Source organism: Nocardia sp. NPDC019323 (genome assembly GCF_044389845.1).
GTDB lineage: Bacteria > Actinomycetota > Actinomycetes > Mycobacteriales > Mycobacteriaceae > Nocardia > Nocardia implantans.
In genome coordinates, this window is record NZ_JBIRYN010000001.1 from 827,444 (window position 1) to 850,026 (window position 22,583).

The 22,583-nt window shown below is 70.4% G+C and carries 23 protein-coding genes; 4 read left to right on the forward strand and 19 right to left on the reverse strand.

Annotated elements, in window-relative coordinates; translation table 11 throughout:
• The first annotated feature begins 104 nt into the window (after window positions 1-104).
• A complete protein-coding gene (locus ACH49X_RS03865; protein ID WP_195082191.1) occupies window positions 105-779 on the forward strand; it encodes a PhzF family phenazine biosynthesis protein in 675 nt (224 codons plus the stop codon).
• 3 nt (window positions 780-782) lie between these two features.
• Here the strand turns inward: ACH49X_RS03865 and ACH49X_RS03870 are convergent, their stop codons facing one another.
• From ACH49X_RS03870 to ACH49X_RS03880, 3 genes are all read right to left on the reverse strand, one after another.
• Window positions 783-1,502: an anti-sigma factor gene (locus ACH49X_RS03870; RefSeq protein ID WP_357206779.1), complete on the reverse strand. Its 720-nt coding sequence runs from the start codon at window positions 1,500-1,502 to the stop codon at window positions 783-785.
• Window positions 1,495-2,181 carry an ECF RNA polymerase sigma factor SigK gene (sigK, locus tag ACH49X_RS03875; protein ID WP_357108028.1) on the reverse strand — a complete coding sequence of 229 codons (687 nt, stop codon included), beginning with the start codon at window positions 2,179-2,181 and terminating at the stop codon, window positions 1,495-1,497. Before sigK ends, ACH49X_RS03870 begins: the two co-directional genes overlap by 8 nt.
• A gap of 63 nt (window positions 2,182-2,244) precedes the next feature.
• Window positions 2,245-2,919, reverse strand: a complete 675-nt coding sequence (locus ACH49X_RS03880; protein WP_195082188.1) for a DUF5134 domain-containing protein — start codon at window positions 2,917-2,919, stop codon at window positions 2,245-2,247.
• Between the two features lie 616 nt (window positions 2,920-3,535).
• On the opposite strand from ACH49X_RS03880, the gene ACH49X_RS03885 reads away from it, so the two are divergent.
• The gene (locus ACH49X_RS03885; protein ID WP_323124437.1) at window positions 3,536-3,745 is read left to right on the forward strand and encodes a GNAT family N-acetyltransferase; all 210 of its coding nucleotides are present in this window, start codon (window positions 3,536-3,538) and stop codon (window positions 3,743-3,745) included.
• 42 nt (window positions 3,746-3,787) lie between these two features.
• Here the strand turns inward: ACH49X_RS03885 and ACH49X_RS03890 are convergent, their stop codons facing one another.
• Entirely contained in the window at window positions 3,788-5,017 is a 1,230-nt protein-coding gene (locus ACH49X_RS03890) for an aminotransferase class III-fold pyridoxal phosphate-dependent enzyme (RefSeq protein WP_357206781.1), read from the reverse strand.
• Between the two features lie 201 nt (window positions 5,018-5,218).
• Between ACH49X_RS03890 and hrpA the strand changes: the two genes are divergently transcribed.
• Complete coding sequence (gene hrpA, locus ACH49X_RS03895; protein WP_357206783.1) at window positions 5,219-9,310, forward strand: ATP-dependent RNA helicase HrpA; 4,092 nt, start codon at window positions 5,219-5,221, stop codon at window positions 9,308-9,310.
• A gap of 1 nt (window position 9,311) precedes the next feature.
• On the opposite strand, the gene nrdR is transcribed toward hrpA, so the two are convergent.
• The 3 genes from nrdR to ACH49X_RS03910 all read right to left on the reverse strand — a co-directional run bounded on the left by nrdR (window position 9,312) and on the right by ACH49X_RS03910 (window position 11,824).
• On the reverse strand, window positions 9,312-9,782 hold the full coding sequence (gene nrdR / locus ACH49X_RS03900; RefSeq protein ID WP_067808939.1) for a transcriptional regulator NrdR: 471 nt from the start codon (window positions 9,780-9,782) through the stop codon (window positions 9,312-9,314).
• Window positions 9,783-9,986: 204 nt separating this feature from the next.
• Window positions 9,987-11,231 (reverse strand): hypothetical protein, encoded by a 1,245-nt coding sequence (locus ACH49X_RS03905; protein ID WP_195082185.1) that lies wholly within the window; start codon window positions 11,229-11,231, stop codon window positions 9,987-9,989.
• Window positions 11,232-11,356: 125 nt separating this feature from the next.
• On the reverse strand, window positions 11,357-11,824 hold the full coding sequence (locus ACH49X_RS03910) for a hypothetical protein (protein WP_195082184.1): 468 nt from the start codon (window positions 11,822-11,824) through the stop codon (window positions 11,357-11,359).
• A gap of 269 nt (window positions 11,825-12,093) precedes the next feature.
• Between ACH49X_RS03910 and lexA the strand changes: the two genes are divergently transcribed.
• Window positions 12,094-12,822 (forward strand): transcriptional repressor LexA, encoded by a 729-nt coding sequence (gene lexA / locus ACH49X_RS03915; RefSeq protein WP_195082183.1) that lies wholly within the window; start codon window positions 12,094-12,096, stop codon window positions 12,820-12,822.
• Window positions 12,823-12,960: 138 nt separating this feature from the next.
• On the opposite strand, the gene ACH49X_RS03920 is transcribed toward lexA, so the two are convergent.
• The 12 genes from ACH49X_RS03920 to ACH49X_RS03975 all read right to left on the reverse strand — a co-directional run bounded on the left by ACH49X_RS03920 (window position 12,961) and on the right by ACH49X_RS03975 (window position 22,571).
• Window positions 12,961-13,371: a hypothetical protein gene (locus ACH49X_RS03920; protein ID WP_195082182.1), complete on the reverse strand. Its 411-nt coding sequence runs from the start codon at window positions 13,369-13,371 to the stop codon at window positions 12,961-12,963.
• 28 nt (window positions 13,372-13,399) lie between these two features.
• Window positions 13,400-13,909 (reverse strand): DUF2231 domain-containing protein, encoded by a 510-nt coding sequence (locus ACH49X_RS03925; RefSeq protein ID WP_357108038.1) that lies wholly within the window; start codon window positions 13,907-13,909, stop codon window positions 13,400-13,402.
• A gap of 714 nt (window positions 13,910-14,623) precedes the next feature.
• Window positions 14,624-15,370 carry a DUF6390 family protein gene (locus tag ACH49X_RS03930; protein WP_323124438.1) on the reverse strand — a complete coding sequence of 249 codons (747 nt, stop codon included), beginning with the start codon at window positions 15,368-15,370 and terminating at the stop codon, window positions 14,624-14,626.
• Entirely contained in the window at window positions 15,370-16,437 is a 1,068-nt protein-coding gene (locus ACH49X_RS03935) for a HoxN/HupN/NixA family nickel/cobalt transporter (protein ID WP_357206827.1), read from the reverse strand. Before ACH49X_RS03935 ends, ACH49X_RS03930 begins: the two co-directional genes overlap by 1 nt.
• A 72-nt stretch (window positions 16,438-16,509) precedes the next feature.
• Window positions 16,510-17,586, reverse strand: a complete 1,077-nt coding sequence (hypE, locus tag ACH49X_RS03940) for a hydrogenase expression/formation protein HypE (RefSeq protein WP_195082180.1) — start codon at window positions 17,584-17,586, stop codon at window positions 16,510-16,512.
• Window positions 17,579-18,691, reverse strand: coding sequence for a hydrogenase formation protein HypD (gene hypD, locus ACH49X_RS03945; protein ID WP_357108042.1), 1,113 nt, complete (start codon window positions 18,689-18,691; stop codon window positions 17,579-17,581). Before hypD ends, hypE begins: the two co-directional genes overlap by 8 nt.
• A complete protein-coding gene (locus ACH49X_RS03950) occupies window positions 18,688-19,014 on the reverse strand; it encodes a HypC/HybG/HupF family hydrogenase formation chaperone (RefSeq protein ID WP_357108045.1) in 327 nt (108 codons plus the stop codon). The genes hypD and ACH49X_RS03950 overlap by 4 nt, the downstream gene beginning before the upstream one ends.
• 16 nt (window positions 19,015-19,030) lie before the next feature.
• Window positions 19,031-21,355 (reverse strand): carbamoyltransferase HypF, encoded by a 2,325-nt coding sequence (gene hypF / locus ACH49X_RS03955; RefSeq protein WP_357206785.1) that lies wholly within the window; start codon window positions 21,353-21,355, stop codon window positions 19,031-19,033.
• Window positions 21,352-21,594 (reverse strand): HypC/HybG/HupF family hydrogenase formation chaperone, encoded by a 243-nt coding sequence (locus ACH49X_RS03960; RefSeq protein WP_195082176.1) that lies wholly within the window; start codon window positions 21,592-21,594, stop codon window positions 21,352-21,354. Before ACH49X_RS03960 ends, hypF begins: the two co-directional genes overlap by 4 nt.
• A 2-nt stretch (window positions 21,595-21,596) precedes the next feature.
• A complete protein-coding gene (locus ACH49X_RS03965) occupies window positions 21,597-22,097 on the reverse strand; it encodes a hydrogenase maturation protease (RefSeq protein ID WP_195082175.1) in 501 nt (166 codons plus the stop codon).
• 13 nt (window positions 22,098-22,110) lie between these two features.
• On the reverse strand, window positions 22,111-22,428 hold the full coding sequence (locus ACH49X_RS03970; protein WP_195082174.1) for a hypothetical protein: 318 nt from the start codon (window positions 22,426-22,428) through the stop codon (window positions 22,111-22,113).
• A 23-nt stretch (window positions 22,429-22,451) separates the two neighbouring features.
• Window positions 22,452-22,571, reverse strand: a complete 120-nt coding sequence (locus ACH49X_RS03975; RefSeq protein ID WP_085994907.1) for a DUF6893 family small protein — start codon at window positions 22,569-22,571, stop codon at window positions 22,452-22,454.
• Window positions 22,572-22,583 lie beyond the last annotated feature (12 nt).

The window sequence follows — 22,583 nt, forward strand, 5'->3', positions numbered from 1 at the left end:
CGCCGGGAAAAAGGCCCTTGTCCTGCGACGGGGGCCTCTTTCGCGTTCCCGATGTGGTCCCGGCGACAGCTCGCGACCGCGACACCCGAGTAGGCTCGGCGACCATGAGCACACAGGTTGATGTCGTGCGAGTGTTCACCGACGCCGCCGGGCGGTTCGGCAACGAGCTGGGTATCGCGCGAGCCGCCGACGTGGCCGCGGCCGACCGGCAGGCGCTGGCCGCCAAAGCCGGATACAGCGAGACCGTGGTCGTCGAGGAGCCGGTGGACGGCGCGGCCGCGGTGCGGATCTACACCCCCACGGTGGAACTCCCCTTCGCGGGACACCCCTCGGTGGGCACCGCGTGGTGGTTCGCGTCGCAAGGGGTCCCGGTGCGCACGCTGGATGTGCCCGCGGGCCCGGTGGCCGTGGAGCTCACCGAGGGATTGACCTGGATCACCGCTCGCGGCGAGTGGGCGCCGACGTTCACCTTCCATCAGCTCGAGGACGCCGACGAGCTGGCCGCCCTGCGTCCGGACGAGTTCCCCGGCGGCCCGCACTACCTGTGGGCGTGGACCGACGAGCATCGCGCCGCCCTGCGATCGCGCATGTTCGCGCCGACCATGGGCATCACCGAGGACGAGGCCACCGGAGCGGCGGCCGTGGCGTTGACGGCGTTGCTGCGCAAAGGGCTGGTCATCACCCAGGGCAAAGGCTCGCAATTGTTCACCCGATGGGACTCCGACGGGTGGGTGCATCTGGGCGGCCGGGTCGTCGCCGACCAGCCGGTGGACATCTGACGCTCAGGGCAGGGTGACGCCCACGATCGGATCGCCGCTCGGCGCGTCCGAACCGCCGTCCGGCTCGACGCTCACCGCGAGCACTTCGCCCGATCGGAAACCGGTGACGAACGGTCGCTCGATCGACGGCACGTCGCTGAGCAATCCCGCCGAGCGTGGTTGTCCGTCCGGACCGACCAGCCACACCTGATACACCTGGCCGACCGGCGGCGGAGCGACCTGATCGAAAACGACGACCGCGCGTCCCGATTCGGGCGAGGCGTCCACGACGAGCAGACCGCCCCCGGCGAACGATCCGTTCACCGTCCGCCCGTGCACCTGGTCGGCGGCGGCCGGCTCCGACGGGGTATCGATGAGCTCCGCCGTCACCACGATGCCGCCGATCGCCAGGCACGCCGCGGCCGCGATCGGCACCGCCCAGCGCAACCGCCGCCGCCACGGCGACATCCGCGTGGCCGACCGCTCGGCGTGCTCGTCGGGCAGCGCGTCCAGGATGCGGCGTTCCAGCTCGGGCGGCGGCGCGAGTTCGTCGAGCACGGCCAGCCGCCCCATCACGTCGCGGACCTGCCAGACGGTGTCGGAGAACGCCTGCCGCACCTGCGGGTCGGCAGCCGCCAAGCGGGCATCGATGTGCCTGCGCTCGATGTCGGCGACCGCGTCCAACGCGCAGGGGTAGGCGAGGTCGATGAGATCCGCCTGCGAGCGCGGCGAGGTGTCAACCATCGGTGCCTTCCCCGGACAAACACTTCTCCAATCTTTTCAGCCCGTCGCGGATGCGGGTCTTGATCGTGGGCAGCGGCACCGAGAGATGATCGGCGACCTCTCGGTAGGTCCACCCGCCGTAATAGGCCAGCGTGATCGCTTCGCGCTGGGTAGGCGTCAGCATCTCCAGGCAACCGGCCACCTGTTGCTCCTCGATGCGCTGGGTAACCGATTCGGCGACGACGTCGTGGGCGCGCCCGAGCTGCTCGTGCGCGTAGACCAGGTCCCGGCTGCTGGCCGAACTCTCCGCGCGCACCCGGTCCACCGCCCGGCGGTGGGCGAGCATCATCAGCCAGCCGACCGGACTGGCCAGCGTGGGATCGTAGCGATCGGCCATCGACCACACCTGGAGGTAGACCTCCTGGGTCACCTCCTCGGCGGCGGCGTGACTGCGCAGGACCCGCACCGTGAGCCCGAACACCCGAGGACTGGTCAACTGATAGAACTCGGTGAACGCGCCGCGATCGCCCGCACCGGTGGCGGCGAGCAGCGCCGCGAGTTCACGGCTCGCGCGGGTGGCCTGCGCTCGGTCGTAACCGGTCGGCAGCGGGCGCGCGAGCACCGGGTCATCGGTTCCCTCTCGCGCACGCGCCGGACCGCCGGAGCGATGGGGTGAAGCAGAACCGTGTTCGTTGCTCATGGCCGAATCCCGTGCCTGCATGCACAGGGGTTCGGTATGCGGGGGAAACCGGATTGGTCACGGTCACCGAATGATCACGGCCACGAGCATGTAGGCCGTACCCGCGTCCATCACCACATGCGGCACCGCCGCCCACGGTTTGGCGGGACCGGTGAGGGCGGCGACGCAGCCGCCGGAACGCACCAGCAGCCGCACCGGCCCCGGCGCCCGCGCGGGCGTCCCGCCGGTGCAGGCGGCGAAGGTCACCACCAGCGCGTCGAGCAGGAACAGTACGGCGAGGCCCAGAGCGGGTCCGGTGGCCGGACCGCCCGCATGGCCGGAGGCCGTGTGGCCGGACATCGCGTAGAGCATCGCCGCGGTGGTGACGATGTGGTAGCCCAGCGGCACAAGCCGGTCGATCGGCAGTGGCCGCCCCTGGGCGGCGTGCTCGGCGGCACGGATGGTCAGCAGTCCGGCGAAGACCACGGCCATCGCGGTGAGCACGCCGCGCACCGCGTGCGGGCTCGCGCCCGAGGGAAACACCAGCATGCCGAGCATGACCAGGCACATCACCAAGTGCGCCGCGTCGGATTCGGCGTGCCCGCCCGAAGTGTCCTCCGGTGGACGCGTTTGCGCGACACACCCGGCCGACGGTGTCGCGGCCGCCGCCACCCGCGACAGCACGATCCCGGCGGCGATCACGAACGCCGCCACCACCATCCATCGCAATACGGCATACTCCTGCACGAACTGCGCCACACCCCACCACCTCTCAGCACGGCGACCACGGTCGTCGCCCTTCCATGCTCGCATCCCGGAGCGGTGAGGGTGCCCTTTTCAGACCTCTGGGCGGCAACTCCGACGAGCCGAACGTCGTAAATGCGCCTACTACGACGATGATTTCGAGCGAACCGGGCGGCGAGCCGGACAGCCGCCTGTCCGAATCCGACGAATTCCGGTGCCGGACAGTGGCCTTCCTGCGAGCGCCGTCGGATTCGGCGATCCCCCGGCGTCCTCGGCCGTATGGCCGGAAGTCGGCTCCCCGCGCCGTTCGGTCGGTTCGAGGCCGCCGGAGGAGCAGTCAGGTCGGCCCCGGCGAGTCCGACCGGCGGAAGTGCGAGCGTCGCCGAGCGGGCCGCCATGATGGAGTGATGTCCGACCACGCCGGGCACCGCGCCACCGAGATCGAGCGCGGCGGTCTGCGCATCGTCGTCGATGACCTGACCGGACCCGAGATCGCGGCACTGCTCACCGAGCATCTCGCCGAGATGGCCGCGCACTCGCCCGCGCAGAGCATGCACGCGTTGGACCTGGCGGCGCTGCGCCGTCCCGGGATCACGTTCTGGACCGCGTGGGAGGGTGCGGGCCTCGCGGGATGCGCCGCGGTGTCGCCTCCGCCCTGCTGCGCCATGTGCTCGCCGAGGCCACCGAACGCGGCTACCGCCGCCTCAGCCTGGAAACGGGCGCCGGTGATTTCTTCCGGCCCGCACGCCGGCTCTATGCCGCCCACGGCTTCGTCTGCTGCGCGCCGTTCGGCGCCTACCGCCATGACCCGCACAGCGTCTTCCTGACCCGCGCCTTGTGACGTCGGGTCGGTGCACACCGTTCGCTCACCCGCCCGGTGACCTCAGGCCTCGTCCAACGCGCGGGTGAATCCGTCGACGAGTTCCGCGACCTGCTCGTCGCTCATGACGAAGGCCGGGGAGATCTGCATGGCGCCCTGGCCGGCGGCGCGACCGGAGATGCCGTGCGCGCGCAACGTCTCGACCAGGCGCGGTCCTTCCGCGGGATCGGCGAGCTGGACGGCCGCGACGGCGCCGAATCCGCTGCGCACCTCGGCCACCCTGGGGTGGTCGGCGAGCACCGACAGCTGGTCGCGCAGGCTGGATTCCAGGCGCAGAGCGGCCGCGAGCAGGTCTTCCCGCTCGATGATGTCGAGATTCGCCAATGCGGCGGCCGCAGCGCCCGCGTGGCCGCCGTAGGTGTAGCCGTGCCGCCACCAGACGCCGCCGGCGAAGAACGGCTCCGCGACGCGCGGGGCGGCGAAGACCGCCCCCATCGGGAGGTATCCCGAGGTCAGTCCCTTCGCGGTGGTCATCAGGTCGGGTTCGAGCCCGAGACGGGATGAGGCGAACCACGCTCCGCCGATGCGGCCGAAACCGGTGACCACTTCGTCGGCGACGAACAGGATGTCGTGGTCGCGGCAGATCCGGCGCACCTCGGCGAGGTAGCCCGCCGGCGGCGGATACACGCCGCCCGCGCCGATGACCGGTTCGCAGAAGAACGCGGCGATCCGCTCGGCGCCGACCTCCTCGATCAGGACGAGCAGTGCTTTCGCGTCGTCCCATTCGATGGTTCGCGCCGCGGGCATCAGCTCGCCGTAGCCCTCCGAGTTCCCGGGCAGGCCACCGAGCGCGGTGCCGCCCACGTGCATGCCGTGATAGGCCATCCGCCGCCCGACCACGATGGTCTTGCCCGGCTGCCCGACTTCGTGCCAGTAGCGGCGGGCGAGCTTGGTCGCGGTGTCGACGGAGTCCGAGCCGCCCGAGGTGAAGAAGATCTTGCTCCCTGGCACCGGCGCGAGCCCGGCGAGCCGCTCGGCGAGTTCCTGGGTGGCCGGCTCGGTGATGTCGCCGAAATTGGAGTAGTGCGCGATCGTGCGCAGCTGGGCGGCCACCGCGTCGGCGATCTCGCCGCGCCCGTGGCCCACGTTGGCGAACCACAGGCCCGCGGTCGCGTCCAGGTAGCGGTTGCCCGCCCGATCGAAGACGTACACGCCGTCTCCGCGGGCGACGACGAACGCTCCGTCCCGCTCGACGGCGCCCATGTCGGCGAAGCCATGCCATAGCGCGCTCATGTCTCCACCTTTGCCGGTTCCCCGGCCGGGGTCCATACCTCCAGCGCGAACCGGGCGAAGGCCTGGCGCGCACCCGCGTCGACCAGCGCATTCCCCGATGTGGCACCGGGACGGCGGCGAACCTCCGAGTTCCGTCCGGATACCGGCCGCGCCGCCTGGTGGAAAAATCCGCTGGCGGATTTCGCTAGGCTGGTCGATGCAATGACCAGGACAGCCGCCACCGATCTCCGCGACCTTCGCACCCGCCTGGCGAATCTCTCCCTTCGCGACGAACACCGGTTGCGGCGCAGGCTCGACAAAGCACGCGGCGGCGATCTGAGTGAGGTCGAGGCGGAGATCGCGGCGGCCGAACTGCGCGTCGAAGCGCGCCGCGCCGCGGTGCCGGAGATTCGCTACCCGGAGCAGCTTCCGGTCACCGCCCGCCGCGAGGACATCGCCGCGGCCATCGCCGAGCACCAGGTGGTCATCGTCGCGGGCGAGACCGGCTCCGGCAAGACCACCCAGATCCCGAAGATCTGCCTCGAACTCGGCCGCGGCATCCGCGGCACCATCGGGCACACCCAGCCGCGCAGGCTGGCCGCGCGCACCGTGGCCGAGCGCATCGCCGAGGAATTGGGCACCGAACTCGGCGACGTCGTCGGCTACACCGTGCGGTTCACCGACCACGCCTCCGAGCACACCCTGGTCAAGCTGATGACCGACGGCATCCTGCTCGCCGAGATCCAGCGTGACCGGCTGCTGCGCCGCTACGACACGATCATCATCGACGAGGCGCACGAACGCAGTCTCAACATCGACTTCCTGCTCGGCTACCTGAAGCAGCTGTTGCCGCGCAGGCCCGACCTCAAGGTGATCATCACCTCGGCGACCATTGATCCCGAACTGTTCGCCCGGCACTTCGCCGACGAACACGGCACGCCCGCACCGATCGTGGAAGTGTCGGGGCGCTCGTACCCGGTGGAGATCCGCTACCGGCCGCTCGCGCTGGAGCTGCCGAACACCGCCGAAGACGAGGACGACGAGGACACCCGCGTCGTCGACCGGGACCCGGTGGACGCCATCGGCGACGCGGTGACCGAGTTGTTCGCCGCGGGCGACGGCGACGTGCTGGTGTTCCTGTCCGGCGAACGGGAGATCCGCGACACCGCCGACGCGCTGCGCGATCTGAAGCTGCCCCGCACCGAGATCCTCCCGCTGTACGCCCGGCTGTCCACCGCCGAGCAGCACCGCGTGTTCGCCCCGCACACCGGACGCAGGGTGGTGCTCGCGACGAACGTCGCGGAGACCTCGCTCACCGTGCCCGGCATCCGGTACGTCGTCGATCCCGGCACCGCGCGGATCTCCCGCTATTCCATGCGGACCAAGGTGCAGCGGTTGCCGATCGAACCGGTGTCCCAAGCCTCCGCGCGGCAGCGCTCCGGGCGTTGCGGTCGCGTCGCCGACGGCATCTGCATCCGGCTGTACTCGGAAGAGGACTTCGAATCCAGGCCCGCGTTCACCGATCCGGAGATCCTGCGCACCAACCTGGCCGCGGTCATCCTGCAGATGACCGCGCTCGGCCTCGGTGACATCGAGAACTTCCCGTTCGTCGAGGCGCCCGACCGCCGCGCCATCCGTGACGGCATCGCCCTGCTGGAGGAACTCGGCGCCCTCGCGCGCCGGGACGGCGCGACCAAGGCCGACGGCACGCTGTCGCTGACGCCGATCGGCCGCGATATGGCCCAGCTGCCGGTCGATCCCCGCATGGCCCGGATGCTGGTGGAAGCGCAGCGCACCGGCTGCCTGGCCGACGTGCTGGTGATCGTCGCGGCGCTGTCGATCCAGGACGTCCGGGAGCGCCCCGCCGAGCAGCAGCAGGCAGCCGACGCCAAACACGCGCGCTTCACCGTCGAAGGCTCCGATTTCCTGGCCTACCTGCGCCTGTGGGACTATCTCGGCGGACAACGCAAATCGTTGTCGTCCAACCAGTTCCGGCGCCTGTGCCGGGAGGAGTTCCTGCACTACCTGCGGATCAGGGAGTGGCAGGACCTGCACGGACAACTGCGCACCATCACCAGGGGCCTGGGCTGGTCCACGCGGCCGGAGGGCTCGGAGGACGGTGAGCGGCCCCCAGCCGAAGCGGCCACACCGGCTCGCAAGTCCGGCAACAGAGCCGGCCGGGGGACGCGCGACGGTCGCCCCGGTCCAGGACGCGACCGGTCCACCGCCGCCACGGCTGCCGGTGACAGCGACGGACTGCCCTGGGACGCCACGGCCATCCATCAGGCACTGCTGGCGGGCATGCTGTCGCACATCGGCGTCCGCGAGGCGGAGACCAGGGAATTCCTCGGCGCCCGCAATGCCAAGTTCATGATCTTCCCCGGTTCGTCGCTGGCCAAGAAGCCACCCCGCTGGGTGATGGCCGCCGAACTGGTCGAGACCTCACGGCTGTGGGGACGGATGGCCGCGAAGATCGAGCCGGAGTGGGCCGAGCGGCTGGCGGGCGACCTCGTCAAGCGCACCTACTCCGAACCGCACTGGTCGGCCAAGCGTGGCTCGGCGCGCGCCTACGAACGGGTGACGCTGTACGGGATCCCGCTGGTCACCGGCAGGCCGGTCGACTACGGACGCATCGACCCCGAGCTGTCGCGCGAGTTGTTCATCCGCCATGCCCTGGTGCAGGGCGAGTGGCAGACCCGGCACGAGTTCTTCCATCGCAATCGCGCGCTGCTCGACGACGTCGCCGACCTGGAGCACCGCGCCCGCCGCCGCGACATCCTGGTCGACGACGAGGTGCTGTTCGAGTTCTACGACAAGCGCCTGCCCGCCGACATCGTCTCGGTGCGGCACTTCGACAGCTGGTGGCGCACCGCACGCCGGGAAGACCCGGCGCGGCTCGACTTCTCCACCTCCACCGTGGTCAACGAGGGCGCGGCCACGCTGGACCCGGCGGCCTTCCCCGACTCCTGGCGTCAGGGCGAACTCAGTTTCCCGCTCTCCTACCAGTTCGAGCCGGGCAACGAGGACGACGGCGTGACCGTCCGGATCCCGGTGGAACAGCTCGCCCACGTCCGCGCCGTCGGTTTCGATTGGCTGGTGCCGGGCATGCGCGACGAACTGGCCGCCGCGTTGATCAAGACCTTGCCGAAGACGCTGCGGCGCAGCGTTGTTCCCGCTCCGGATTTCGCGGCCGCCGCCCTCGCGGCGCTCACCCCGCGCGCGGAGCCGCTGCGCGCCGGGCTGGCGCGCGAGTTGTCCCGGCTCGGCTCGGTTTCCATCGCCCCCACCGACTTCGACGTCTCGGCACTGCCCGATCATCTGCGGATGACCTTCGCCGCCATCGGCGACGACGGCGCGACGCTCGCGCGCGGCAAGAGCCTCACCGCGCTGAAAGCACAACTGGCCGAGCAGGTTTCCGCTTCGGTCGCCCGCGCCACCGCGGGTGCGGAACGTCCGCCTGCCACGGTGTGGACTTCCGAATCGCTCGGCACCATCACGCCGACGGTGCGCCGCGAGGTCGCGGGCCAGACCGTCACCGGATACCCGGCGCTCGTCGCCGAAGGGGACGGCGTGGCGGTTCGGGTGCTCAGCTCCCCCGCGGAGCAGGCCGCCGCCATGCGCCTGGGCACCAGATCGCTGTTGCTGCACGCGCTGCCCACCTCGGTCCGCTCCGCCACCGCTGGGCTTTCGCCCGCGGACCGCTTGGCCCTGAGCCAGAATCCGTACGGCTCACTGGAAGCGCTGCTCGAGGACTGCCGCGCCGCCGCCGCCGACGAACTGCTCGCGGCCGCGGGCGGCCCGGTACACAGCCCTGCGGAGTTCGACGCGCTCGTCGCCCGGATCCGGCCCGAGTTCGCCGCCACCGTAGGGCGTTTCGTGCGCCTGGTGGTACCGATTCTCGCCGGGGCGCACCAAGTCTCCGCGGCGCTGGAACGAACGAGCGAGCGCGATATCGCCGATGACGTCCGTCATCAGCTCGACAATCTGGTGTTCCGCGGCTTCGTCTCCGAGACGGGCGCGGCCCGACTGCGTGAGCTGCCCCGCTACCTCCAAGCCGCGGTGGCACGTTTGGAGGCGCTGCCCGGCTCCGCCGTGCGCGATCGGCAGGGCATGGCCGAACTCGATCGGGCGCTGGCCGCCTACGACCGCCTGGTCGCGTCGCTACCGGAGACCCGAAGGCATGCGCCCGCGGTCACCGAGATCTGGTGGATGATCGAGGAATTCCGCGTCAGCCTGTTCGCGCAGAAACTCGGCACGCCGTTCCCGGTGTCGGCCAAGCGGATCGAGAAGGCGATCGCCGCCGTCCGGCGCTGAGTCAGTCGGCGGCCGACAACGCTTCGGCGCGGGCCCTGCGCATCTCCCTGATCTCGCGTTCGAAGTCCTCGGCGGAGGTGAACGACCGGTAGACCGAAGCGAAGCGCAGGTAGGCCACTTCGTCCAGATCACGCAGCGGACCGAGGATCGCGAGACCCACCTCGTGACTGGGCACCTCGGGCGAGCCTTTCGCCCGCACCGCGTCCTCCACCTGCTGGGCGAGCAGGTTCAGCGCGTCGTCGTCGACCTCACGGCCTTGGCAGGCCCGGCGCACACCCCGGATGACCTTCTCGCGGCTGAACGGCTCGGTGACGCCGCTGCGCTTGACCACCGACAGGATGGCCGTCTCCACCGTGGTGAACCGCCGCCCACATTGCGGGCAGGCGCGACGGCGGCGGATGGCCGCGCCTTCGTCGGCCTCGCGCGAGTCCACCACCCGGGAGTCGGGGTGTCGGCAGTACGGGCAATGCATCCGAGAAATCCTTCGTCGATGCGCGTGCTCGCGTCCGGACCGGGCGCCGATCGCGGCGATCGGCCCGGCGAGCCCGTGTACAGAGGTCTATACCCCGGCACCAGGCATCCCTCGTGCGACACGCGGAACACCTGCATAACACTTCGAGGATACCCGTCCGAGTTTCCGGTTTGTCGCACTCACCCGGCTACGGGCGGGGCTCGGTCACCCGGAGATCTGCCAGTGCGCGGTGAGGTCGGCGAGCAGGTCGGGCAACCTGGCGGCCAGGCGACCGCGGGCGAGCTTGCCCCAGAACGCTTCGCCGAGGACGGCGCCCGCCGAGACGGGATCGGACTCCATATCGATGTGGCGGGGCACGAGGTCGCCGGTGATGTAGTTCCATCGGGCGTCGCGGTCGGCCCAGTTGAAGCCGGGCAACGGGACACGCAGCGCGACGCTGCGGCCGCCGATGTCCGCGCCGACCACCGTCGGGGCGAACACGCCTGGCGCGCGAACGCCGGGGACAGCGGGTTTGCCCGCGACGGTGCTGACGTAGGTGAGCACGCGGCCGATCGGGGCACGGCCCGCCGACGTCTCGTCCCACTGGTCGGCCACCACGCGGTTCTGCTCCCGGTCGGTCATCCGGACCAGCGCGTCGACATAGCCGTCCCGAGTGCCGGAGGCGACCGACCGCCATGCGGTGTGGATGTCCTCGTCGAGCACACCGGCCGCGTACATCTCCTCGATGCCGCGCATGCCGTATGCGACGTAGGACTCGTGCATCGGCACCAGATCCGTGAAGATGTGCTTCTGCATGATCATCAGGCGCGTCTGGTACCAGGCGACGTCCGCCGCGGTCAGGCGGGAACCTTCGGTGGCGAGCAGCCGGATGTCCTCCGGCAGCGCACGCGCCAATTCCGGTGGGGTGGCGCGCAGAAGGTCGGCGACCGCGTCACCGAGCTGGTGGACGCCGGGCACGTCGAGGACGACGCCCGCATCGCTCATGTCGAAGAAGCCGGAGGCGAACGATCCGCCCGCGATCCCGGCGAGGCCCGCCCAGTAGAACTCCGGGTGCTGCGTGGCCAGCCGCAGGTAGTTGACGTACACCTGATTGAAGGTGCGTTCGTTCGCGCGCGGGCCACGACCCGGATCCCATGCGGCCAAGTCGATGTCGGCGTTGCGGGTGGCGATCACCAGCCAGTACTGGTGCAGCAGAGTCGCGTACCGGCGCGGCGGCACTGCGTCGGCCCGTGCCTGCCGCAATGCCTCCGCCAGGGCGGATTCGTCCAGCGGCAGCACCGGATTCAGTCCGCCCGGCCCCGCGCCGTCGTCGTTGACGGAGGGGAGGTCCAAATATGCCGCATAGGCGGGCTCGGCCCTGGCGACCGCTGCCGCGGCGAGCCCGACGACCAGGCAAAGGGACAATGCGGCCATGCGGGAGAAGACGCGGCCCGCGGTGAGGAGTGTCATGTGCTGAAAGGTCCCGACCTCGTTCGGGCGGTGTTGCCCGGATCACGTTTTCAGCACGGTAGCAACACGTTCTAGTTTGCCGATCCACAAATCCGGCCGCCCACGATGGCCGGATTCCTTTGCGCTCACCGCGAATCGCCGCTGCCCGGCACACTCGGACCATCCACCACCGCAGGCGCCGACCGGCCGGACCCGCCGCCCCACTCACCCGCCCGCACATGCGCCAACGCGATCAGCCCGACCACCATCGCCGCGGTGAGCAGCGCGGCGACGGCGAGGGCGGCGAACCCGATCTGCGCCTGCTCGACCCGACGCATCGGATGATCGCCACGGAGACGCCGCCGCGCGAAAGTGCCCGGGCCCCGGCCGTAATCGACCATGCCCGCGCCGGGGCGCGCGCCGGGCGGACGCCGATCGACCGCGGATCGGTGGGCGGGCGTCAGCGTTCGCGGACGCGCGCCGCCGCACAGCAGCCGCCGAGCGGTCTCGTACCCGAGATCGTCCTGCGCCGGGGCGGGATCGGCGACGCGGTGCTCGCCATCGGCTTCCGCCGCGCCGGCGGAAGGGGTGACATGGCTGATCACAGTGCTCATCGGACAAACCTCCGTAGTGGGTGCTCCGTGGCCGTTCGAGCCGTTCGAACACAGGTTCCACAGCGAATTCGCTCATGTGTTCGAAGAACTGGTGTTCGATTTCTACCACGCGCCGGCGACAAAGTCAGCCCCGACACCCGACATACCTCGAACAGATGTTTGATCCAGCGGCGCGACCGGACTAGATTCGAAGAACCGAAGACACGACAGGCCATGAAGACACACGCCGGGCGCGGACCGGCCTGGCACAGCAGGAAAGGGCGGTTGCGGTGAGGCAGACGGACGACACGGGCGACGAGACCGACAGCGGCGCCGACGCGGCGGGTAGCGGGGCGGATCTCACCGTGCGTCAGCGCAAAGTGCTCGAGGTGATCCGCACCTCGGTGAGCGAGCGCGGCTACCCGCCGAGCATCCGGGAGATCGGTGACGCCGTCGGCCTCACGTCCACCTCCTCGGTCGCCCACCAGCTGCGCGCCCTGGAGCGCAAGGGCTATCTGCGCCGCGACCCGAATCGGCCGCGCGCGGTCGATGTACGCGGCCTGGACGAGGTGGTGCGGTCGGTGACCAGCCTGCCGGTCGCCGCGGTCGACGACGGTGAGATCACCGTCGACGTCGAACGCCCGGTTCCCACCTTCGTGCCGGTGCTCGGGCGCATCGCCGCCGGTGGCCCGATCCTGGCCGAGCAGGCCGTTGAGGACGTCTTCCCACTGCCGCGCGAGCTGGTCGGCGACGGTTCGCTGTTCCTGCTGAAGGTCGTCGGCCAGTCCATGATCGACGCGGCGATCTGCGACGGCGACTGGGTGGTCGTGCGGCAGCAGAACGTCGCCGAGAACGGCGACATCGTCGCGGCGATGATCGAGGGCGAGGCCACGGTGAAGACCTTCAAGCGCACCGGCAAGGACGTCTGGCTGATGCCGCACAACCCGGTCTTCGAGCCCATCCCCGGCAACGACGCCCAGATCCTGGGCAAGGTCGTCACGGTCATCCGCAAGATCTGACGGCCCGGCGGAACGGTCCACCGCCGGCGGCGCGCCCGTCGGCTGGTGGACGTCCGGAACTTTGCTGCACGGAATGACCGGATGGCCCCGCAGCAGCGGACCACCGCCACCGGGTGACGGTGGTCCGCGCCGAAGGGGTCAGTCGCCGACGCCGAGGGCGGTCAGAAACACCAGCACGACGGTTGTCACAGCGAATACACCGTGAGCGGCGACGACGGCCACGGGAAAGTGCCTTTCGGGAGGCTCGGCCGTTCCCGTGGAACGCCCCTGGTAAATGGGGATCCAGCGCAGCAGCATCGTGAATCCGAGCAGCGCGACCGGGATCAGCAGCACGAACGCGATCCAAGCCAGCGCCGTGCTGTCGACGACGAGGTACACGATCCAGACGATCAGTCCGGCGACCGCGAGCAAGAAGTGACCGAACAGCACCGGGGCAGGCAGCTGGGTCGAATTCGGCTGGCGGGTGCCGCCCTTGGCGATCCAGGTGCCGAGCAGGAAGAACCCGCCACCCGCGGTGAGCAACCAGAAGATCAGTGCGGCGATGCCCATGGTGTACCTCCTGATATTGGGAAGGGATTCAGCGTGTGAAGCCGTCTGCCTGGGCGGCCTCGTCGGCGACACGGACGCCGTACCGATAAGCGAGCTTGCCCCCGAGATACCCGGAAACCGCCAAACTCACCAAAGCCACCACCGACAGCGCCAGCGGCCCGGCCGGGACCGGGCGCGCGGTGTCGGCGCCCTGCCGCCATACGAAGCCGATCGCGTAGGCGACGGTCACCAGCAGGTTGAGCGTCATGTGCAGCAAGCCGGTGCGGAAGGCGGGCGTACCGGTCGGGATCGCAAGCAGATCGAGGAATCCGATCGTTGCGGCGGCCAAGGCGCCGAGCACACCGATCGCGATCAGCCACGACGACCCCTTGACCAGGAACTCCGGATCGCCGACCAGCCGGGACGCGACATCGAACACCAGACTGGCGACCCAGGCGCCGATCGGGACGGTGACCAGGATCGGATGGAAAGGATGCCCGTAGGGACCGGCCAGCGCGGCGGTCACCGGCCGCTTCGCCTGCCGCGGGTCGCCGGTCATGGCGCACCTCCACCGAGGTCGCTCGTCTTCGCATCGGCCGGCCGGCCACGGAGCCGCGGCTCGGCGACGGTCGGCCGAGTCGTTACACGCCGCCGATGGCCGACGGATATCGCTCTTGTGTGTGCGGGAATTGTGCATCGATTACGGTAGTCCACGAAGTGGACGTACCACCGTACGAAAATTGCACACCCCCGTGCGGGAAAGACGCACCGAGCGCCGTCGAGCCGAATTACCGGCCGGTTGCGGCTGATCTTTTCCTGTTTCTGGAGCGGGCTACGACATCATCGGAAGCATCGGCATCGGCATGTTGGGGAACATGTTGTTCCACATGTCGCGAATCATCCCCATCATCTGACCCATCACGGTAGTTCACCTCCCTTCCGGTGATTTCCGAAAAGCGGATCAGCCCGTCGGGCGCGATGGCGTGCGACACGGCGAAACACCGGCGAAAGCATCCGGGGAACGGTTTCTGGACTTTTGCCCGGATGACTACCGGCGTACACGTGTCGCTCCTCGGCTCGACAGCTATATACAGGATACGCCGCGCAAAGGTGACCGAAACACGCCAACGGAATGGGCGGATTTTCCGAACCGCCGAGTTCGCCGCTATTCACGCGGTTCGAAACCGGCGCTCCTGGTGTCCGTATACCGGCGGCGGCGCCGGTACGTCCGCTGCCGCTGTGGGCACGACTTCGCGGCACCGCACAGAGCCGATCATCTGATCTCCGGGCTGCCTCGTGCGGCCGGGCGCCGGTTCGTGATTTCCAATTGACGCACCGTGGCCGCCTCCAGAGTGCTCGCCTGGACCTCGTCCAAGCGCCCGCACAGACGTCCCCAGTGCACCGCTACCCGCTCCCCCACCCCGACGTCCGGCAGCGCCGCGTACCCGTCCACCCGGATCGGCACCGACCGCGCCGATTCCGCCGACAGCGCGAGACGTTCCCCGTCCCAGCTCAGCCCACGACAGCGCAGCACGACCTCGCCGCCGGCGCGGTCGAGCACCGTTCCCCAGGTGATCCGGCAGTTGTCGAGCACGCGCAAGGGATGCTCGCTGCCGTGCCGCAGCAGCCGCGACCACGGGTACACGCCGAAGACGTGGAAGCAGTGATTGGCGGCCGCCTCCTCGGCCAGCCCCGGTGTCAGATGCGTCCAGTAACCGCCCGCGACCGGGCCGAGCAGATCCAGCAGTTCGGCGGTGAACTCGCGGGCGTCCAGGTCGGCGCCGACACCGCCGCCCAGCCAGTAGGACTCGACGAGCCTGCGGTCCAGCGGGTCGGCGATGCCGGTCATCCGCGCCATCACGCGCAGATACGGCCATGCTCCGGTGAACCGGCGCGCCACCGCGCGCACCTGCTCGTCGGAGCCGTCGCGCAGGGCCGCCGCGTCGGGCGGCCCGCAGTAGCCGAGCCGATTGGGGGCGTAGGCGTACCGGGCGAACATCTCCGCTCCGCTGGCCGCCATCAGCACTGCCCTCCGCCGGCGCGGCCGGTGGACCATCGCTGCTCGATGCGGCCGAATCGCCACACCCCGACGGCGACCGCCCAGGTGAGCAGGAACAGCCCGGCGATCACGAAACCCATGGCCCCCAGATCCAGCCCGCCGACCCAGGCCAGCGGTCCGTCGGCGATGCCGAATTCCTCGGCAAGCAAGGAGATCATCTCCTGCGCGCCGATCAGCAGCGCCACCGCCACCGACAAACCGGTGACGACGATGTTGTAGTAGACCGTGCGCAGCGGCCCGGCGAACGCCCATCCGTAGGCGTAGTTCATGAACGCGCCGTCCAGCGCGTCCAACAGTGTCATGCCCGCCGAGAACAGCACGGGCAGCACGAGTATCGCGTACCACGGCAGGTCGGTCGCCGCCGCGCCGCCCGCGATCACCAGCAGGCTCACCTCGGTGACGGTGTCGAAGCCGAGGCCGAACAGCAGCCCGACGGGGTACATCTGCCACGGCGCGCGCACCGCCTTGGTCAGCGGCCCGATCACCCGCTGCAAGGCGCCGCGGTCGTGCAACCGCTGCCGTAACGCGGCCTCGTCGCAGCTGCCGCGGCGCATCCCACGGAACACCCGCCAGATGCCGATCAGCGACACCAGGTTCAGCGCCCCGATGACGAGCAGGAAAGTGCCGGAGACGCCGGTGCCGAACAGGCCGGTCCACCGTTGCAACCCGGAGTTCTCGTCGCGCAGGTCGCCGGCCAGCGCTTTGACGCCGAACGCCAGCAACGCCACGAGCACGAAGACGATGGTGGAGTGCCCGAGGGAGAACCAGAATCCGGTCGACAGCGGACTGCGCCCGTCCGCGATCAGCTTGCGGGTGGTGTTGTCGATCGCGGCGATGTGGTCGGCGTCGAACGCGTGCCGCATCCCCAGCGTGTAGGCGGTGACGCCGAGGCCGACGCCGAACACCGCGCCGTCCACCGTGTATCCGCCGGGGACCACGAGCAGCAGCAGCGCCGACCACCCGAGGACGTGCAAGGCGACGACGACCGCCGCCATCCCCGCGACGTCGCGCCGCTGCCGCCCGTCCAGCGGGGCACGCGACGTCGCAGGCGCGTCGGCGATCCGAACGATGATCCACACCTCGCCTTCTGCGTCCCCGCGTCAGCAGATCCGCGGCAACTGCTCGCCCGCGGGCAGATCCACCACCCGCGTACCGCCGAGTGCGGTGCGGGCGACCACCATGCCGGGATGTTCGGCGACGCATCGGCCGATCACGGCGGCCTGTGCGCCCAGCGGATGTTCCCGCATCGCCGCGAGCACGCGATCGGCGTCCTCGGGCGCGACGAACGCCAGCAACTTGCCCTCGTTGGCCACGTACATCGGGTCGAGTCCGAGCAGCCCGCACGCGTCGCGCACGCCGGCGGGCACCGGGAGCTGCCGTTCGTCCAAGGCCACACCGACTTCGGCGGCGCGGGCGATCTCGTTGAGCGAGGCCGCGACGCCGCCGCGGGTGGGGTCGCGCAGCACGTGCACGTCGGCGCCGGTGGCCAGCATCGCCGCGACCAGACCGTGCAGCGGCGCGGTGTCGCTGAGCACGGTGGTGCCGAACTCCAGTCCCTCCCGGCAACTGAGCACTGCGACACCGTGCACGCCGATCTCGCCGCTGACCAGCACGACGTCGCCCGGGGTAGCGCGCTGCGGCCGGATGTCCACCTCCGGGGCGACCACGCCGATCCCGGCCGTGTTGATGTAGATCCCGTCGCCGTGCCCGGCGTCGACCACCTTGGTGTCCCCGGTGACCAGCTGGACCTCCGCGGCCAGCGCGGCGGTGCCGACCGCCTGGGCGACGCGCGCGATGTCGGCCAGCGCGGTGCCCTCTTCCAGGATGAACGCGGTGGACAGCACCATCGGGCGCGCGCCGGACATGGCCAGATCGTTCACCGTGCCGTTGACCGCGAGTTCGCCGATCGTGCCGCCCGGGAACACCAGCGGTTTCACCACGAACGAATCGGTGGAGAAGGCCAGCCGCGCGCCGTCGAGCGTGACCACCGCGGAATCGGTCAGATCCGCGTTCGCGGCCGGACCGAACGCGGGCAGGAACAGGTGCTCGATCAGCTCGCCGGACATCGCGCCGCCGCCGCCGTGTCCCATCACGATGTTCGGCGAATCCCGCAGCGGCATCGGGCAGACCCAGCCCTCCATGTCGATCGTCACGGGGGCGGTGCCTTCCTCAGGCATGAGCCACCTCCGCGGGCAGATCCAGGCGCCGGTACAGGTAGTAGGCGGCGCACGCGCCTTCGGAGGACACCATGGTGGCGCCCAACGGATTACGCGGCGTGCACTCCTTGCCGAAAGCGGCGCACTCGTGCGGCTTGATCAGCCCTTGCAGCACCTCGCCGGAGCGGCAGATGGTCGATTCGGCGGTGTGCAGGTCGCCCACGGCGAAGCGGTGTTCGGCGTCGAACTCGCGATAGCGCTCCGACAGGCGCCAGCCGCTGTTCGGGATCACGCCGATGCCGCGCCAGCCCCGGTCGGTGACCTCGAAGACGTCTTGCAGCATGGCTTTCGCCGCGGGATTGCCCGCCGCGGACACCGCGCGAGGGTAAGCGTTCTCCAGCTCGTGCCTGCCCGACTCCAATTGCAGCACGGTGCGGCGGATGCCCTCGAGGATGTCCAGCGGCTCGAATCCGGTGACCACCATCGGCACCTTGTACTGCTCGGCCAGCGGCGGGTACTCGTCGGTGCCCATCACCGTGCAGACGTGCCCGGCGGCGAGGAACCCCTGCACCCGGCAGGTCGGCGACTCCATGATCGCGGCGATGGCGGGCGGGACCAGCACATGCGACACCAGCAGCGAGAAATTCCCGATGCCGAGCCGCTCGGCCTGGTAGACCGTCATCGCGTTGGCCGGAGCCGTGGTCTCGAAGCCGATGCCGAAGAACACGACCTCGCGGTCGGGATTCTCCCTGGCCAGGTTCAGCGCGTCCAGCGGCGAGTACACCACCCGGACGTCGCCGCCCTCGCTCTTCACCCGGAACAGGTCCTTGGAGCTGCCCGGCACCCGCAGCATGTCGCCGAACGAACAGAAGATCACGCCCGGTCGCGCGGCGATCTCCAGTGCCTTGTCGATCACCTCCAGCGGGGTGACGCAGACCGGGCAGCCGGGGCCGTGGATCATCTCGATCTGGTCGGGCAACAACTGGTCGATGCCGTGGCGGATGATCGAGTGCGTCTGTCCGCCGCAGACCTCCATGATCGCCCAGCGGCGGCTGGTCGTGGCGCGGATGCGATCGAGCAGGCGCTGGGCCAGCTCGGGGTTGCTGAATTCGTCCAGATACTTCATGACCGGTCCTCCGGTTCCTCCCGTGACGGCTCGGCGGCGGGATTGTCCAGGCCCGCCTGCTTCGCGGCGATGGCGAAACCGTCGCCGAATTCATCGTTCAGTACGCCGAGGTGCTCGAACTCGGCCAGGGTCCGCAGCGCGGACTCCTCGTCCAGACGCTGGATGGCGAAACCGACGTGGACCACGACGTAGTCCCCGACCGCCGCGTCCGGGATGTATTGCAGGCACACGTCCTTGTGCACGCCGCCGAAGTCGACGACCGACATCAGCGTGCCGTCCCGCTCGTGCAGGCTGAGCACTTTGCCTGGTACCGCAAGACACATCGTTGTTCTCCTTCGCTCATCCCTCGCTGCACGCGAGGAGTTGCCCGAACGCGAGGCCGCCGTCGTTGGGCGGCAGGCGGTGGTGGGTGATCACGGTGAACCCGTTGTCGCGCAGCAGCGCACACGATCGCGGGAGCAGCAGGGCGTTCTGGAAGACGCCGCCGGACAGGGCGACGACCGTCCCCGAAGTGGCGTAGCGAGCCGCGAGGTCGAGCACCAGCCGAGCGACGGCGGCGTGGAAGCGCGCGCCCACCACCTGCGGGGGCGCGCCCGCACGAACATCGGCGACCACATCCGCGATCACCGGTGCGGGATCGATAGCGGCGGGATCGCCGTCCACGAGCGAGAATCGGTAGGCGGTGTCGCCGTCCGGCCCGGCGCGCGAGAGCCCTTCCAGCTCGATCGCCGCCTGGGCTTCGTAGTCGACGACGTGCCGCACGCCGCACAGCGAGGACACCGCGTCGAACAACCGGCCCATGCTCGAGGTGGGCGCGCAGCCGAGGCCGGTGCGGAACTGGTGGGCCAGCACGGAACGCTCCGCGGGCGGGCACGCCGCGACCGCGGGAATGTCCTCGCGCCAGTCGATCCCGGCCGCGCGCAGATGAGCCAGCGCCATGCGGTAGGGCCTGCGCACGGCGAGATCGCCACCCGCGAGCGGCACGTACTTCAGGTGCGCCAGACGACGGTAGCCCTTGTATCCGGCCAGCAGGACCTCACCGCCCCACACGGCCGCATCCGGCCCGTACCCGGTGCCGTCGAAGGCGATGCCGACGACTTGGTCGGTGGCGCCGAGTCCGTGCTCGCCCATGACGGCGGCGATGTGCGCGTGATGGTGCTGGACGGTGTACAAGGGGCGCTCGCCCGCGTGCCTGCGCGCCCAGGCGGTGGAACGGTAGGCGGGGTGCGCGTCGGCGACCAGCTGCGCGGGGCGGACCCCGGTGAGTTCGCCGAGGTGGCGCTGGGCGGCGTCGAAGGAGCGCAGCGTCGCCAGGTCGTCCATGTCGCCGATGTGCTGGCTCAGCCAGGCGTAGCGGCCGTCGGCCATCGCGCAGGTGTTCTTCAGGTCGGCGCCGACGGCCAGCGTCGGCGGCAGCGGCACCGGGAGCAGCAGCGGCAGCGGCGCGTAGCCGCGCGAGCGCCGGACGGGCAGTTCCCGGCCGTCCAGGCAGCGCACCACCGAGTCGTCGCAGGGCACGAGGATGCGCCGGTTGTGCGACAGCCAGCCGTCGGCCAGACCGGCGAGGCGGGTGCGGGCGTCGTCGTCCTGGTAGCAGATCGGCTCGCCGCCGAGATTGCCGGAGGTCATCACGAGCACCTGCGGGCCGGGCGGGTCGCCGGGCAGCCCGAACAACAGCAGGTGCAGCGGGGTGTAGGCGAGCATGACGCCCAGGTCCGGGTTGCCGGGCGCCACCGAGGGCGCGGGCACCGGGTCGCGGCGCACGGACGCCGAGTCGTACCCGCTCGAAGGGCGTGCGTCGCGCGGCGAGCGTCGAGCCAGCAGCACGATGGGGCGTGCCGGGCTGGTCAGCAGCTTCGCGGCGGCATCGTCGACAGTGACGACGGCCCGTGCCGTGGCCAGATCCGGCACCATGACGGCAAAGGGCTTGTCACCGCGGCGTTTACGACGCCTGAGCTCCGCGACGGCCGGCTCGTTCGTGGCGTCGCAGGCGAGGTGGTATCCGCCGATGCCTTTGACCGCGAGGATGCCGCCCTCGCGCAGCAGTCGCCGCGCGGCCGTCAGCGGCGCGCCGGCTCCCGGGCCGGTATAGGCGAGCGTGGGTCCGCAGTCCGGGCAGGCGATCGGCTGCGCGTGGAAGCGGCGGTCGGCGGGATCGGCGTATTCGCCGGCGCACCGGTCGCACATGGCGAAGTCGGCCATCGACGTGCGCTCGCGGTCGTAGGGCAAGCTCGCGATGATGGTGAAGCGCGGGCCGCAGTTGGTGCAGTTGACGAACGGGTGGCGATAACGGCGATCGCGCGGATCGCGCAGTTCGCGTTCGCAATCGGCGCAGATCGCGACATCGGGCGAGGCGAGCGTGCGACCGCCGCCCTCGCGCGTGCTGCCCGCGATGTGGAATCCGGTGCCGCCGCGCGCCGGGATGTCGGCCTGCTCCACCGACTCGACCACCGCCAGCGGCGGCGGCCGCAGGCGCAGCCGCCGGGTGAACTCGTCCAGCTCCCTCGGCGCTCCTTCGATCTCGATGACCACGCCGTCGCTGTCGTTGCTCACGCTGCCGGACAAAGCGAGTTCGGCGGCGGTGGTGTAGACGAACGGCCGGAACCCGACGCCTTGGACCACACCGCGCACCAGCAGACGCCGCCGCAGCCGCGCCGTGCTCATGGCAGGTCTCCGCGTTGCAGGAGACGCAGCCCGCTCAGCGCCGCCTCGGCCCCGGCCTCGTCGGTCTTCTCCACCGCGAAGCCCATGTGGATGATCACCCAGTCACCCGGCCGGGCCGGATCCCCGTCCAGCAGGCCGATATTCACCTTCCGCTGCTCGCCGGACACCTCGACCAGCGCGATCTGGTCGTGATAGCCGTCGGGGATCGCCAGCACTCGTCCCGGGATGCCCAGACACATCGTCAGTCCTCCTGTCGCGCTGTGGCCCGCGGACGCGGGGAGCCGTCGGATACCGCGGTGGGCAGGAACGCTGCGAGCACCTCACCGACGGCGGCGACCGCCTCCGGCACCGCCGCGGCGACCGGCGCGGACAGGCCGATGCCCTCTTCCACGCAGGCGACCTGGCAGCCGATCACCACCGTGGGCGGTAGCACGCCGCCCAGCGCGCGCACCCCCGCGAAGACGGCGTCCGGGCTCATCGCGTGGGCGTCGAGCTGTGCGCCGGTGTCCTCCGGTTCGGCGCCGAACACCTCGATCCGGCCGGGCGCGCCGCGGTCGGGCAGCGCGTCGATCAACAGCAGCGCCGCCCAGGGGTCTAGCAGGTCGTAGGCCAGATGCATGCCGCGGATGCCGTAGTCCACCGCGCGCACGCCGGGGTCGGGGTGGCGCGGCAGCCTGCGCACCACCTCGGGTCCGAATCCGTCGTCGCCGAGGAAGATGTTGCCGATCCCGGCGATCAGCACCGCGGCCGTCGGGTCACCCCTCTTCCTCGGTGGGCGTGGTCGCGCCGCCGACCCGCGCGTCGTCGACCTTTCCGGTCGCCGTCTCGCCGGGGGCGTTGGCGGTGTCCTTGCGCTCGTCGTAGGGCGGTGCCGCCGCTTCGGTGCCGGGCGGGGCTTGCGAGGTGAACTCGGTGCCCTTCTTGACGTCGTCCGAATGCGCGGAGCGCATCTCCTCGTGATCGATGTGCCCCGGTTCCCGTTCCGCCGGGCCTGCGGCCGCGACGCTCGCACCCGCGTCGCGCGAACCAGGCGCGCCACGTGCCGATTGCGGCTCTTCGCGATGTTCACCCATGATGCTTCCTCTCCGATCCCCCGCTACATGTGCCGGATCTTCAGGTATCGCCGCAGGTCCGGGATCGACCGCACGCCGAGATACACCCCCGCCGCCACCAGCACGGCGACGACGGTCGTCGAGACCACTCCCACGGTTTCCATTGCGGACTTCCT